Raw genomic sequence first — 15147 nt, 5'->3', positions numbered from 1 at the left:
AAGTTAAAAAAGCCTGAGATCGAAAAGGATCTCAGGCTTTTTTGTATAAAAACGAATCGTTATTCTGATCCGATAGATATCGGATTTGTTTAATATCCTATCTAACATAAATAGATTTAGAACAATCCAAGCTGTTCGAGATGTTAGCGTAGCGCATTTCGGACTAAAAAACAAGATCGGATTTGAAATATGCAATAATCATCCATTCGAACACCTCAAAGAGCGAAAATTACACACCAAAATAAAACCACAAAAAAAGCCTTTCTAAAAAATCAGAAAGGCTTTATATATTTTCGAAAAGGATTAACCTTCGTTAACCACACCCATCGCACAGAATTTATCAATTCTGGTGGCAACAAGTTTATCGGTGTTAACCTTTTTCAGGCTTTTTAAATCACTTACAATTTGTGCTTTTAACGTTTCGCCCATTAACTCTGGGTTTTGGTGCGCACCGCCAAGTGGTTCTTTAACTATGCCGTCTATCAGTTTGTTTTTAAACATATCTTCTGAAGTAAGTTTTAAGCATTCAGCGGCTTTCTCTTTGTAATCCCAACTTCTCCATAAAATAGAAGAGCAAGATTCCGGAGAAATTACCGAATACCAAGTATGTTCTAGCATGTAAACTTTGTCGCCTATCCCAATACCTAACGCACCACCAGAAGCACCCTCTCCTACAACAAAACATAAAATTGGCACTTTTAAAACTGCCATTTCCAACAAGTTTCTAGCAATCGCCTCTCCTTGTCCGCGTTCTTCTGCTTCCAAACCTGGGTATGCACCCATCGTATCGATAAAGGAAATTACAGGCTTATTAAACTTTTCAGCCAATCGCATTAAACGCAAAGCTTTACGGTAACCTTCTGGGTTTGCCATACCAAAATTACGAAACTGGCGCTCTTTGGTATTTTTGCCTTTTTGGTGACCGATAATCATTACCGTTTCGCCATTTATGGTAGCAAAACCACCAACAATTGCCTTATCGTCTTTTACAGTTCTATCGCCATGCATCTCGATAAAATCATCGCAAATCATGTTAATATAATCTAAAGTTTGCGGTCTTTCTGCGTGACGAGACATTTGTACTTTCTGCCAACCCGTAAGGTTAGTGTAAAGTGTTTGGCTCGTAGTGGCAACTTTCTCGTCTAGTTCTGCTAATGTAGCAGACATATCCACTTTAGTTTTTTCGGCAACTTGTTTAACCTTATCAATCTGCTGCATTAAATCAGCTAAAGGTTTTTCAAAATCGAATGATGTTTTAATCTGTTCCATAGTCGGGCTACAAAATTACAGATAAAAGAATAAAGAACAAAGCATAAAGAGCAAAGAACAAGGAGCAATGAACAATGAGTAAAGAGTAAAGAGCAATGAACAAGGAGCAATGAACAAAGATTAAAGACCTGAGACTAAAGATTAGGCTTATGTATAAAGCTAAGCTATAAATCCTGTCTTTTATCTTTGTTCAATTATTTTACTTGATCGGCATCATTAAACTGGTATTACCGCCAGCTTGTGTAGTAGGTAATTTGCCATCCCATTTTTTAATCCACTCTTGTTGTATTAGCATTGGCGTTAAAGAAGATTGTCTTAAACGGTTTGCCTCAGCCTCAGATTTTGCCCTAACCAATAAAGCTTGCGCCTCTCCGGTTGCTGTAGCTAATTTAACCTTTGCCTCTGCATCTGCTTGTTTAGCTTGGTTTTCTGCTTTAAGCCTAGCTTGTATCGATGCGTTTTTTTCGTCAATCATTTGTCTTAGGCTTTCTGGAGGTGTAATTGCCGATGTTAATTGATCGTATATAAAACCATCCTTACTTAGGTTTTTGGTTAAAATATTCTGAATCCTATCTTCAAATTTTTCGCGGTTACTCATAACCGAATCAGAACTAAAGGAGTTGGCCACAATACGGTAAGCATCATAAATGGTATTACGCATAAACTGTTGCTCAATTTCGTTTAACGGTTTGCGGTACTGCCTGTAAATTTGTGGTACCATGGTTGCATTTACATGGTAGTTTAACTTCGGATCTACCTTAAATTCTGCAGCGTCTTTAGTGGTTACTACAAAAGGCTCGTAATCTACAGATTGCGTATAGGTTGGAAATTCTACAATTTTTGTGGTCCAAGTGTTGTACCAAACCCTACCAGTTACAATAGTTATGTTGTCAACCCCACGATCTGAACCGTAGAGGTTAATTTTAATACCCACATTACCGGCATCAATGTTTTCGTAGGTAAAAGGTTGTATAACCCAAAGTATAATTAAAACTATAAAAATGGAGAAATACTTAAGAAGGCGTTTAATTAAAGATGGTTGATCCATGAACGTTTTAGATTTTTTTAAAAAGTGATTTAATTGGTGCAAATATAATTGCCAAACCTAAAAATATTTCAATTGCGCCAATGGCAACTTCGGTATTTGATGGCTGGCTTAGGTTATCTACCCCGATAGTTATTAGCACGATTGCTGCAATTACTCTGATTAGAATAATAATTTGTTTCATTGTTACGTTAGGCTATCTCGAAAGATAACAAATATGCGTAAAATTACAAAGTAAAATTTGCTGTAAAATCTGTTTTTGAAAAGCAATTTATCAAACGCTTCGGTCTCGAAAGTCCTGCTATTCGCAAATAATTTTTCCTTCGACTAGCTCCGGACACCAAAATTATTTTGCTTCTATCAGGTTTATTTTACGCAGGATTTTACTACTATGAGGGGTTTTCCTTGCACACCCTTAAGTTTTTAGCCCTGATAGAGCGGAAATCTCCCGATTTTTATCGGGAATTGGAGCGAAAGCAGGAGGAAACCTAAATAATTGCAGACAAATGCGCTTCAAATAAAAAAGCGATTAGTTTACCTAATCGCTCTTAAAACAGGATTATAACTATTTTAGAATTTTGCTGGCACACCAGGTTTAGGTAAAGCTTTCTGGATAAAATCGCGAATGTGGTCATTACCCAGCGCTAAATCCAACTTACGCAGGTACATCATGTGTCCACTTTCGTAACCTTCCCAGCTCATTCTGTCTTTTAACTTGCCACTTGGGTCCATTTGCCACATGTTGTATTTGGCATTGAAATAATCGCAAGCACCATCATAATAACCAGACTGCACCAAAACGTGCAAATACGGGTTTTGCGCCATTGCTGCCCTTAAGTTGTCGCCTGTACGATCGCCAGTGCGGTCCCAAGGATTTACAGGACCGAACATGTTGTACTTTAGGTCGGTTTTATAGTTTAACTCTTTGCGGATGTACATGTTAATTGCAGGTGTAAAAGAGTGCAACCACGAAGTTAATTCGGCATTGTAATCTGGTCCATTGCCTGCATCGGCTTTATCGATACCTTTATACCTAGAATCTAAACGACCAACAGTAAAACCTTTGTCGCGTAGCAATTCTTTCCAAAACAGGTTGGTAGAAACATCTAAGTTGTTTTGTAAAATAACCTTCTCAGAAATACCAGAGAACCTAGCCATTTTAGCAGCTATTTTTTGTTTTTCAGCCGGTGGCAAAAACCCGCCTTTTGCAATTGCCGGCACCAATTCGTTAACGGTAAAGTTTTCTACTTCGGGCAACATATCGGTTAATTTCTTGCCTTGCAAATCGGCTGGTAACATTTTGTGGTACCAGGCAGTGGCTGCAAAATACGGCAGTCGCAAAGCAGCATCCATTACGGTGCCTCTTTCTATTCCCAACTCTGTTGGCGATACTAAAATTACTCCATTTAAGTACATCCACTGGTTACTTTGCAGCTCTAAAGCTAAGCCAGAAACACGGGTTGTACCGTAACTTTCGCCAATTAAGAATTTAGGCGATGCCCAACGATTGTTACGTGTTACAAAGGTGTTAATCCACTCGGCCAAGTATTTAATATCTGCCCTAACGCCAAAAAATTTGTTGGTTGGCACATCTTTACTGGTAGCACGAGAATAACCTGTATTTACCGGGTCTATGTAAACAATATCTGCAACGTCTAAAATAGAAGTGCTGTTGTCTTTATAGCCATAAGGCTGAATTGGATAACCTTCATCGTCTATGTTTAACACAACGGGACCGGTGTAAGCGATATGCATCCAAACCGATGCAGAACCCGGCCCTCCATTAAAAGAAATTACTAAAGGTCTGCTATCCTTATTCTGGATATCAGAACGTTCGTAATAAGTATAAAACAAACCAGCAATGGCTTTTCCATCCTCATCCCAAACTGGCAAAGTACCTGTTACTGCCTTATAGGGAACGGCTTTGCCTTTAATGGTTACCGAATGGTTAGTTACCACTGTACTTTCGGCTACGATGTTTCTGGTATTGATATTGGCATTGGGTTTTGCTTCTTCTTTAACTGGATTTGCGCTTGTAGCAGTTGTTGCCGTTGTGGCCGGACTGCCCGCATTAGCACCACGTTGTGGTTGCTGCGCCTGCAATACACCAAAAGAACTTAAAGCTAAGAGACTTAGGGTAAAAATTTTCTTCATTATGGGTTAGTTTTGATTGTTTGCATAAATATCAAAAATAGAAACCACAATAAGCAACGAACACGAAATTGTTACTTGGTTTAGGAAATAATGAATTGTTCTGCTAAATTCACCCTACCTAAATTTACTATTATGAAAAACATTAGCTTATTATGCATATTACTATGCTTACTATCTTGCAAAAACAAGTCGACTAACACCAGCGAAAAATCTATACTCGAAAATAAAGCCGAGTGGGACGAGTTTGTAACTAAATTAAACGAAAAGGCTACACCAAAAGGTGGTTACGCCAACATCAATTACAGAGAGAAAAGTTCTGGAACCGAGTTTATTGTAGATATTACTACTGATACCAATAGCACCACCTGGAAGCAGTATGAGTATGAGAAGGGAGAATTTACTTTTAAGGAGGATATTAAAATTGATCTGATTGGAGATGCCAAGGCAACTAACTTCGTATACAAACCTTATCAATATGATCTTAAAAGAATAAACAAATTGGTAGATATTGCGAAAGATAAAATTTTAAAGGAAAAAAACATTAAAGATACGAGGGCGGTGTTGTATGGTTTAAACGCTCCAAACTTTACTGATAACGATTTTAAGGGCGAATTCAGCAATGTAATTTGGTGTTTAGATCCAAAAACCAAGACCTATTTTACATTTAGATTTAATTATGCAGATAGTTGCGAGATGTTTGCGCAATTGCCCCCAACATTTAAATTCTAGTTTGCAATCTATTTTAAAATAGGCGCTAACACTTTCTTTTTCCCATCAATTTTATGCGTATAGGGCAAACCTAAAATCTCGGCAATTAGCGGATAAACATGAATATTTTCGAACGCGTTTATTTGATAAGCTGATTTAAAATTTGGCCCTGTAGCATAAAATATGGCGTGCATCGCTGGGTTTGCAGGATCAAAACCATGTTGCCCAATTTCTGGTTTTATGCCGATAGTACTAAATACCTTTGGTAGTTTAGGTACCAAAATCATATCGCCTATTCTATCAAACTTATCATTTTTCTTATTGTATTTCCACCTTTTTGGAATTCGATTAGCCAAATAAACCTCGTAATCCTTAGCCTCAAGCTTTAAAGCTTTGTAAGTTGGCTTAATATATTTTTTATCTTTTGCATAAAGGTGCAATATTGAAGTTCCGGGAGGCACCACAAATTCTTCTCTATCTATCGCCTTTGGCAAAGGAATAGTATTTAGATTATCTACCGCAGCCATACCGTGGTCTGATAAAATCACAAAATTTACCGGCAAATTAGTTTCTTTAGCCACCTGCATGAGTTTTCCTACCGCTTCATCTACTACATTAACGGCTTCTTTAGTCTGTTCAGAATCTGCAGTAAACTTATGTGCCGCTTTATCTACCTGCGGAAAATAAAGCGCAATAAGATGGGGTCGCTTTTCTGCTGGCAGATGCAACCAATCACTAACTACGCCAATGCGTTGTTGCAATGGTGTAATTTCGTTGTATTTGTAGTAATAAGTTGGCCTAATATTATTGTTAGATGCTTCAGAACCGGGCCAGAAAAAAACTGCGCTCAACATTTCTTGCTCTTCGGCTAAAGTCCACAAGGGTTTGCCTCCGTAAAAAGTACTATCTAAAGCGGTTGACTTATCTGAGTTTTTATATGTTCTTGCAGTTTTTTTATCGTAAAAAATATTGTCTACAATTCCATGATGCGATGGATACATACCCGTTGCAATGGTGTAATGGTTAGGAAAAGTTAACGATGGATAAGACGGTTTTAAATACTTTGCCGACGCTCCAGTTTCTTTAATTTTAAGTAGGTTTTTAGCTTGATATTTTTCGGCCAAATCCCACTTAAAACCATCTAAAGATATAAGTATAACGTAAGGTTTTTCTTGTTGCGCTAAGCTATTGTACTTATTAGGTATTATTTGTTGTGTAGTATCTTGCGCTTTGGCAGTGAAAATTATTGCCAAAAAGGCTAAAGCAAAAATAAATTTTTTAAAAATCATTAAACTAATTTAAAGCCTGTTTACTATAAATATGGTATTCGCCAGGTGCTAACGAATTGCCAAAAATAGTATTTGTTAAATTAATATTTGATCCGCCGCTAACATTTAACCAAGTACCACTACTACCAAAATCTATATTCGCAGTTTTCGCTGTTACATCAAAATTACCTACAACCACAACTGTATTGTTGCCACTGGTAAGTTTAATGTACTTAATTCCGCCAGTTAGATTGCTGGTGTAAGTTGGCGTATTAAATATTGGATTAGCTTTTTTCAGCTTTATAAACCTTGAATAAGCATCGTATAATGCTTTTCGCTTCGGATCTGTGTAGTAATCCCATTTAATAGGTTTGTCTCCCGTTCTGCCATTAAAATCTATATTAATATCATATCCCAGCTCTCCAAACTGCCAAATCATTTTAGGACCTGGAATAGCAAAAAGAAATGCGGAAGCCATTTCTTGGCGTTTTAAGGCAGTTGCCAAGTCTCTAACTTTGTAATTGCTGGCATCATTATTACCATAGGTGATGTTTTTATAATTTAGCCTTTCTTCATCGTGGCTTTCTATGTAGCTAATTAAGTTTTCTGACTTTGCAAAACCGTGTTTATCAAAAAATCCCCAAGAAAAATCAGAATCGTTTAACCAACCCATTGTAGCTTCATTCATATTATGATTAATATTTCCCCAAAGCATCATTCCATCGGCAGCTAAAACCTTTTCCTCACTAGCTTCTGCAAAATGTTCTAAAATCACATAAAAATTATTCGGGTCTATGCTTTTGATGTAGTTATTGTACTCTTTCCAAATAGCCACACGACTTGCGTCGTAAGCAGCAAAAGGACTATCACTAGTGGTAAAATTTTGTGTAAACCCTTTAGATAAATCAAACCTGAAACCGTCTATTTTGTACTCTTGCATCCAATGTTTAATTACATTTTTAGAGAAGTATTTTGTTGCCGGGCTTTCATGGTTAAAATCATAGCCTACATTATAAGGATGTTTGGCATCTACGTTAAACCAAGGACTGTTATTAGTTGGCTTGTTGCCATCAAAATATAATTGTACCATAGGCGATTGCCCAAAAGAATGATTTAAGACCATGTCCATAATTACGGCTATACCTTTACCGTGGCACTCGTCTATAAAATTTTGTAGTGCTTGTTTGGTTCCGTAATATTTATCAGGAGCAAAATAGTAGGAGATATTATAGCCCCAACTTAAATTACCTTCAAATTCTGTAACCGGCATTAATTCTATTGCATTTATGCCTAAGCTCACCAGATAATCCAACTTCTGTAGTGTAGATGCGTAGCTATGTTCGGCAGTAAAATCTCTAATCAATAATTCGTAAATAACTAAATTATCTTTCGCAGGGCGATTAAAAGTTCCGTTTTTCCAGCTATATGTTGGTTTATTAGCCTGCATTACACTCACGTTCCCTGTGGTTTTATTAGTAGGATATGCCTTTAGGTTCGGATAAACACTTGCTGGAATAAAACTATCGTTATTAGGATCGAGAATTTTTTCGCTATACGGATCGGCAACTTTCAAACTACCATCTACAAAAAACTGGTAAGCATATTCTGTGTTTGGGTTTAGGTTATCTATCTGCACCCACCATGTATTGTTGTCTGGCGCAAGTTTCATTTGGTAAGCAGGCAAGGCTTGCCAATCATTAAAATCGCCTAGTAAATAAACCGAATTTTTAGAAGGAGCATAAAGCGTAACAATTGCAGAGGTGCCGCCATTAATGAATGCAACACCATCCTTTGCTCCGACCGGCAAAACGTTTGTTCCAGTTGTTGGCGGTAAAACTATTGGTGGTTCTGGAGTCGGAGCCGGGAACGTTCCCGATTTTTTGCAGGAAAATAGAATGCTAAGGCTTACTAAAAGCAGGAAATAACTGATTTTTTTCATCTAGGGATTATATTTGGTTTTCAAAAATACTCAATATTAGGTATTTACAAAACAATTTTTAAGTGTAAATTTCTCCTTTAGAGAATAAAAAAATCTTTAACTCGTTCTATAACGCTACTAAGAGCTTAAACTTTAATCGCTTAGTTTTAAACTGGAGATGTTTAATTGAAAACTGACCAAGGAATAAATACGTACATAGAGCGAAAGGGTTTGAATTAAAATCAAAATAATGTAAAAAAACGCTTTTATTAAACTACATTAGCTAATATATCAAATCCATCCCTACACCACCCCAACCAAAAATATGATAAAAAAAGTAAAGTTTACGAACGTAAAAAAGTCGGCATTTTATGCTACGTTACGTAAACGCGTTGATGCGCATTTTGAAGAAGAGGATCTGAGTATCAATGCAAACGGGGCCATGTGGTTTAAAGCAATTTTCTTTTTGGGCACATTTATTTCGCTCTACCTGTTAATTATTTTAGGTAATTTAAGTGGGCCAATTATGCTTGGCCTAGCAATTTTACTAGGCGTGTTTGGCGCTTTCGTAGGATTCAATATATGTCATGATGCGATACACAAGGCATTTTCTAAAAATCAAACTGTAAATAAATCTTTTAGCATTCTTTTTAGTTTGATTGGTGCAAGCGCCTACGTTTGGAGTATTTGCCACAATATTGTACACCATACTTACACTAACATTTCGGGGCACGACGAAGATATTGACGTAGCTCCGGGTTTAATCCGCTTTTGCGAAAACGAACCGGTAAATAAACTACAACGTTACCAGCATATTTATGCTTTCGGATTATATAGCTTAGCGATGCTTTCTTGGGTTTTTAGAAAGGATTACAAAAAATTCTTTCAAACCAAAATCGGCAGCCAAGTTGCCAACCACCCACGTATTGAGTATTTTAATTTGTTCTTTTTCAAATTTCTGTATTATTTTTTATTTATCGTTTTACCGCTAATTGTATTAAACGTTACTTGGTGGCAATTTGTAATTGGCTTTTTAGCCATGCAGTTTGCACAAGGTTTAGTTTTGGGCTTAGTTTTTCAATTAGCGCATGTTGTTGAAGGTACTAGCTTTCCGCATCCAAATAACGAAGGAAATATTGAAGAAGCTTGGGCAGCACACCAGATGATGACTACAGCAAATTTTGCGGTTGATAGTAAAATTGCTGCTTTTTTCTGTGGCGGACTTAACAGACAAGTTGAACATCATCTATTCCCTAAAATTTGTCATATCCACTATCCGGCAATAGGCAAAATTGTTAAAGAAACGGCTTTAGAATTTAACTTGCCTTATATAGAAAGTCCAACCTTTGGTACTGCACTCGCATCGCATTACAGAACATTAAAGCGTCTTGGAAAATATGCTTATTTAGCAAAAAAGAATGAACCGGCACCGGAATTTATTCCAGCAGTTAGTTTAGTAAAAACAATGCCGTAAAAAAAGGCGCAGAATTTTAAAATCTGCGCCTTTTTCCATTCTCTTCTGTTTCCCGTTTACAATCGGAATTTAATTCCTCCATTCATTACAAATCCATCAAGTGGTGCGTAAATATCCTTAAACTGCGGATTGTTTTGCGGCCCGGTGTAAATGCTATCGAAACGTGTTTGTCTGGTATCTACAAAGTTTTCAAAATTTACGTAGATCGAGAATCTCTTCCAGAGTTTCTCTGCCATAAATCCTGTAATAACATAGTTTTTACCGTAAGTTCCGTCATTTAACAATTGTTTGCTAAAGGTGTAAGCTTCCAATCCAAGTTTCCACTCATCATGCACTTCGTACATTAATACAGAATTAATACGATGTTTTGCTGTAAGCGGATTCAATATAGAGAGCCCATTTTCGTTTCTCTTCGCATCGGTATAAGTGTAACCTAAAAACAATTTAAAATCTTTGTAGCCTAATTTAATATTGGTTTCAGTGCCTTTCGTCGCCAAATTTCCTGCACCATTAACAAATTGATAACTTCCGCTTGGCAACTGCACCATTTGCAATGGATTTTGTAAGTGCGTATAGAAAAACAACTGATTTATAGAGAAAGAAACATTTTCGTTAAATAAAGCGGTGCGGTAATTTACATCCCAATTTGCGCCATAACTTTTCTCTAACTTGTTGTTTTGAGGGCTTATAGCTAAAACATCTCTGTATTGGATACGTTCACTATCTTCGGTAAAAATTGTTGGCGCTTTATAACCTAATCCACCTCCTATCCTAGACGTAACCTGTGGGCTAATTTTAAACAGTGCCGAAAGTCGAGGTAAAAAAGCAAACCCATAATCTACAACATGATCGGCTCGCATACCAGCTTCTATGGTTAACCATTCGTTAGCCTTATAATTATTTTGCACAAAAGCCCCAAAGGTGGTTTGGTTATAATTACGCAAAGCGGATGAATTTTTAGGCTCTTTAAAACTGTCGGTCCATAAATTTACGCCTGCAACCCACTCCATTATTTCGCCATGATTAGCATAAGTTGCCTCAGAAAATGTGGCATATTGCGTGCCATCAAAGGCGTAGCCAGGTGTACTAAGTTCTCTGTTAAAATAACTTACACTATTTTTAACGGTAAAATGGCTACACTTTCCAAAAGCATGATCTAAAGAAAATTGCGAACTAATACGTTTCGTTTTATTTTGTTCAAAATAACTATGCGTAGCATCGCCTTTGCCATCAATAAAATGCATATCGCCTCCTATCCTATCTTCAAAGGTGCTGTTAATGCCAAACACCAATGTTGTTTTTTCTGTAGGATAATAGAAAAATTTAGGGTTAAAAGTAAAACGCTCTGATTTTGGAATCGCAGAAAAATCTATCCCTGCAGGATCATAAGAGGCATTATTTTGGTAAGATGCAAATAATGTTGTGCCAACTTTTTCATTCCGCTTTGCGTAAAAACCATTTAAGGTTAAGCCTAGCGCATCGGTTCCATCAAAATGAAAGCTTAGTTCTCGTTCTTTTGTGGGCGTTTTAGAAATTAAATTAACCAAGCCAGCAATTGCTCCACCGCCATATAAGGTAGACGCAGAACCTTTAATTACCTCAACTTGGCGTAAATCTAAAGGAGCAATTTGCAATAAGCCTAAGCCACTTGCTGCACCAGAATAAAGCGGAAATCCATCCTTTAAAATTTGCGTGTACCTACCATCTAGACCCTGAATTCTGATAGCTGCATTTGCCGATGTTGCAGATGTTTGTTGCACTTGTATGCCGGTGCTCTCACTCAAAACCATACGAATATCGCCAGGTTTCATATTGGCTTTTTCTTCCAATTCCTCGCCTGCAATAAACTCAACTCTGGTGGGTATATCTTGTATACTTCTAGAGCTACGTGTTGAAGAAACGACAACCATTTCCAAATCATCTTCCTGCTCTTCTAGCAGAACCTGCTCTGGTTCTAACTGGGTTAAGGGGAACTTTACAGTGTAGGTTTTTGTCTCAAAACCAATATAGTTGATTAAAATAATTTGCTCTCCATTAGGAATATTTCCAATTGTTAACAAACCTTTTTCGTCTGATTTGGCACCTAGTTGTGTGCCTTTAATTGTTGCCGTTGCGCCAGCGATTGGCGCTTTAGAATGCACATCCAATACTTGGGCTTTCCAGATATTTTGTGCAAAAGTTAAGCTACTTGCAAATAATGCAAGCACTAACAATAAATATTTTTTCATTGATTTACTATAATCGATTTAATCTAAAAATTAGTTTAGGTAAAAGCCATCAGCCATACTGCCGATGTGTTTAAACCGTATAAAAGATTAAGCCAATTTTGGCGGCTGCCAGATGTTATTAGATCGTTGTTTTAAACGTAAACAAGTTAAGGTAGATACTTTACTCCCAACAATAATAGGTATGTTAACTTCTAGTTGTACAAAGTTATTTTGTACTACGTTTTGTCCGCAACAGGCGCAGGCACAAATAGGCGAACAGGTTTCTGTGCAACCGGTATGATCATCGGCTGAAATATGAGCAATTTCTATGCTAGTTTCGTTACGTAATTCGGCTTCATCGCTGCAAGGCATTGCTGTTAGCAAAACCATAAAGATGATATAAAAGATGCCGAGATTTTTCACGTCGTAAAATTAGCAATTCCATTTAGATTTTGCTAGTTTTTCTACATCGACAAAAACCAACCGTTTCCAATAATTTCCCTTCTAACCTATATTTTCTACCAACTGTCAGAAAAACTATCAACAAATATATTTAAGGCCTATTTTTGATGTTGAAGAAATAAGCTAAAAATGCATACATCAAACAAATTATTTACCAGCGAAAACAATTGGTTAAAAAGTAACGCTAAATATGCATTAATCGGCATTGGTGTTGGTTTGTTCTTGAGCGCTTTTACTGCTATCGTAAGTTCGAAAGAAATTTTGCTAAGACATGTCGCATTAAATATCCTTTTCAGTTTATTTATTACCTTAAGCATTAGAAATGTTATTGCATTTGTACATGTATACTTTGCCATAGACAAAACCAGTTTCTGGAAATTCATTCTTATTTTTTACGCGTGCAACCTACTGGGCACCTTAATTGGAATCGAGCTTTCTTATTTAATTGTGTCATTTATCTTCGATATAAAATTTCAATTTCTATCCCATTTTAACGATTATAAATTCTCCACCCTATTTTCATTAATTATTGGAACACTTATTTTAATTTATCAGCTGCAGCAAAAAAGTATCCAAGCTAAGCTAAATGCTAAAGAACTAGACTTGATTAAACTAAACCAGCTTAAAACCGAAGCTGAACTTCAGACATTACAATCTAAAATTAATCCTCATTTTTTATACAATGCTTTAAACTCCATTGTAAGCTTAATTCACGAAGACCCAGACAAGGCAGAAGACATGACCTTGAAACTCTCCAAACTCTTTAGGCATAGCGTAAATACGATGCAAGAAAACTTTTGTACGGTTAAAGAAGAAGTTGAAATTTTAAACACTTATTTGGCAATAGAAAAGGTTAGATTCGGCAACAGAATAGACTTTAAAATAGAAGTTGATGAAGGATTGAACGAGAAATTAATCCCGCGTTTTTTACTACAGCCATTGGTAGAAAACTCGCTTAAACACGGCTTAAAAGATGTGCGGGAAAACGGACATTTAAAAGTAAATCTTACGCAGGAAGCAGGTAGAATGGTAATTTATATTTATGATAATGGCCACGCATTCCCCGCGGAGCTAAATGCCGGTTATGGATTGCAAAGCACCTTTAATAAATTGCAATTACTTTATAAAGAAGGCTATGACGTACAGCTTAATAACGATTCCGAAAAACACATCAAAATCACTATACCTTTTAATTAATCATTATGTGGAAGACGATAATAATTGACGACGAACAACTAGCTAGACAGCGTATAAAAAGATTGTTAAAAGAATACGATGAGGTTGAAATAATTGAGGAAGCCTCAAATGGCGAAGATGGGCTGGAAAAAATAGAGTTCCTTAAACCTGATCTGATTTTTTTAGATATAGAAATGCCCATTTTGAACGGATTTGAAATGTTGGCAAAATTAAAGCATCATCCGAAAGTAGTATTTATTACAGCATACGATCAGTACGCGATTAAGGCTTTTGAAGAAGGATCAATAGATTATTTGTTAAAACCTATAGAGATTGAAAGGTTAGATAAAACGATAAAAAAGCTAAGACAAACCAGTTTAGCTCCGGCACAAATTCCGTTGGAGGATTTGTTACGCCAAATACAAGGCAAAAAAGCAGTGAAAACACTTACCATAAAGCTGGGCGACAAAATATTACTAGTTAAGGTTAACGAAATAGTACATATACAAGCTGAAGACAAATATGTTTTTTTGCACACGGTTGATGGGAAAAAGCACCTCACGGACTTCACTTTATCAACCTTAGAAACGAAACTTCCTGAGGAGTTTCTGCGAATCCACAGGAGTGACATTATCAATGTCGATTACATTAAAGAAATTAGAAAAGGTTTTAACGGTGCTTTAGTTTTTGTGCTAAACAATCAAAATGAAACCAAAGTAACTTCGAGCCGATCTAACAGCGAAATGCTTAGAGAAAAATTTGACATCTAATTATTTCAGCAAATAAGGCTCCATAATTTTTTGCCAAATAGCATAACCTTTTGCATTCATGTGCAAGTTATCGCCAATAAAAATATCTGTTTTTATAGATCCATCTTCATTTAGCATCCCATTAAACGTGTTGATATAAACAACAGTTTTCGGAAACTCTTTCAGCATTCGCTCAATCAGCTGGTTTGCTTCAACCATTTTAGGTACAAATGATTCTCGCGATGGACTCGGCTTGATAGAAATATAAGCAATGGGCACTTTAGGATATTTTGCCCGAATCAATTGGATAAGATTTTTCGCCCTATCGGCAACGGTTTTTGGATCTATACCGCCTGCTACCATGAAATCGTTTTCGCCGCAGTAAATAACCACTTGTTTCGGTTGGTACGGATAAACCACATCGCCAACATAGTTAATTACATCTGGTAATGAAGATCCACCAAACCCGCGATTAATAATGGTATGTTTTGGGAAATAACTTTGTACGTCTTTCCACATGGTAAATGTAGAACTCCCGATCAGCAAAACTGCATTTTTAGCCGGAAACTTTATACTATCCTGTTTTTTAAACTGCTGAATATCGTTGTAAAAAGGCGCTTTTTCTTGCGCTTGTAAAGCTGTAAATGCAAAAACGAAAAGGAAAATAAATTTTAAATGTTTCATAATTAAAATGACCGAATTACGAGTGAAATATTA

13 protein-coding genes are annotated in these 15147 nt (G+C 36.5%); 4 read left to right on the top strand and 9 right to left on the bottom strand.

The genetic code is table 11. The annotated features are described in order from the left end of the window. Positions 1–303: 303 nt before the first annotated feature. The 4 genes from DUT69_RS04500 to DUT69_RS04490 all read right to left on the bottom strand — a co-directional run bounded on the left by DUT69_RS04500 (position 304) and on the right by DUT69_RS04490 (position 4468). A complete protein-coding gene (locus DUT69_RS04500) occupies positions 304–1269 on the bottom strand; it encodes an acetyl-CoA carboxylase carboxyltransferase subunit alpha (RefSeq protein WP_113651917.1) in 966 nt (321 codons plus the stop codon). Positions 1270–1468: 199 nt separating this feature from the next. Further along, positions 1469–2317, bottom strand: a complete 849-nt coding sequence (locus DUT69_RS04495; protein WP_113651916.1) for an SPFH domain-containing protein — start codon at positions 2315–2317, stop codon at positions 1469–1471. Positions 2318–2324: 7 nt separating this feature from the next. Continuing rightward, a complete protein-coding gene (locus tag DUT69_RS19155; RefSeq protein ID WP_162796172.1) occupies positions 2325–2498 on the bottom strand; it encodes a hypothetical protein in 174 nt (57 codons plus the stop codon). 386 nt (positions 2499–2884) lie between these two features. After that, positions 2885–4468: a S10 family peptidase gene (locus tag DUT69_RS04490; protein ID WP_113651915.1), complete on the bottom strand. Its 1584-nt coding sequence runs from the start codon at positions 4466–4468 to the stop codon at positions 2885–2887. Positions 4469–4600: 132 nt separating this feature from the next. On the opposite strand from DUT69_RS04490, the gene DUT69_RS04485 reads away from it, so the two are divergent. Further along, positions 4601–5197, top strand: a complete 597-nt coding sequence (locus DUT69_RS04485) for a hypothetical protein (protein WP_113651914.1) — start codon at positions 4601–4603, stop codon at positions 5195–5197. Between the two features lie 8 nt (positions 5198–5205). On the opposite strand, the gene DUT69_RS04480 is transcribed toward DUT69_RS04485, so the two are convergent. Both DUT69_RS04480 and DUT69_RS04475 read right to left on the bottom strand, forming a co-directional pair. Beyond that, positions 5206–6465 (bottom strand): alkaline phosphatase family protein, encoded by a 1260-nt coding sequence (locus DUT69_RS04480; RefSeq protein ID WP_113651913.1) that lies wholly within the window; start codon positions 6463–6465, stop codon positions 5206–5208. A 4-nt stretch (positions 6466–6469) separates the two neighbouring features. Beyond that, entirely contained in the window at positions 6470–8383 is a 1914-nt protein-coding gene (locus tag DUT69_RS04475; RefSeq protein ID WP_113651912.1) for an alpha-amylase family glycosyl hydrolase, read from the bottom strand. A 304-nt stretch (positions 8384–8687) separates the two neighbouring features. Between DUT69_RS04475 and DUT69_RS04470 the strand changes: the two genes are divergently transcribed. Next, on the top strand, positions 8688–9836 hold the full coding sequence (locus tag DUT69_RS04470; protein WP_113651911.1) for a fatty acid desaturase family protein: 1149 nt from the start codon (positions 8688–8690) through the stop codon (positions 9834–9836). Positions 9837–9892: 56 nt separating this feature from the next. Here DUT69_RS04470 and DUT69_RS04465 read toward each other — a convergent pair whose 3' ends face one another. Beyond that, entirely contained in the window at positions 9893–12064 is a 2172-nt protein-coding gene (locus tag DUT69_RS04465) for a TonB-dependent receptor (protein ID WP_113651910.1), read from the bottom strand. An 87-nt stretch (positions 12065–12151) separates the two neighbouring features. Next, a complete protein-coding gene (locus DUT69_RS04460) occupies positions 12152–12466 on the bottom strand; it encodes a DUF6660 family protein (protein ID WP_317047204.1) in 315 nt (104 codons plus the stop codon). A gap of 168 nt (positions 12467–12634) precedes the next feature. On the opposite strand from DUT69_RS04460, the gene DUT69_RS04455 reads away from it, so the two are divergent. Together DUT69_RS04455 and DUT69_RS04450 are read left to right on the top strand one after the other, a co-directional pair. Next, a complete protein-coding gene (locus DUT69_RS04455; RefSeq protein ID WP_113651908.1) occupies positions 12635–13702 on the top strand; it encodes a sensor histidine kinase in 1068 nt (355 codons plus the stop codon). Positions 13703–13707: 5 nt separating this feature from the next. Further along, entirely contained in the window at positions 13708–14451 is a 744-nt protein-coding gene (locus tag DUT69_RS04450; protein ID WP_113651907.1) for a LytR/AlgR family response regulator transcription factor, read from the top strand. Here DUT69_RS04450 and DUT69_RS04445 read toward each other — a convergent pair whose 3' ends face one another. Beyond that, complete coding sequence (locus DUT69_RS04445; protein WP_113651906.1) at positions 14452–15114, bottom strand: GDSL-type esterase/lipase family protein; 663 nt, start codon at positions 15112–15114, stop codon at positions 14452–14454. Positions 15115–15147: the final 33 nt, after the last annotated feature.

Origin of the sequence: Pedobacter namyangjuensis, from assembly GCF_003313325.1 — a bacterium.
In the GTDB taxonomy this organism is placed as follows: Bacteria; Bacteroidota; Bacteroidia; order Sphingobacteriales; family Sphingobacteriaceae; genus Pedobacter; species Pedobacter namyangjuensis.
This window is presented reverse-complemented; position numbering and strand designations above follow the sequence as displayed.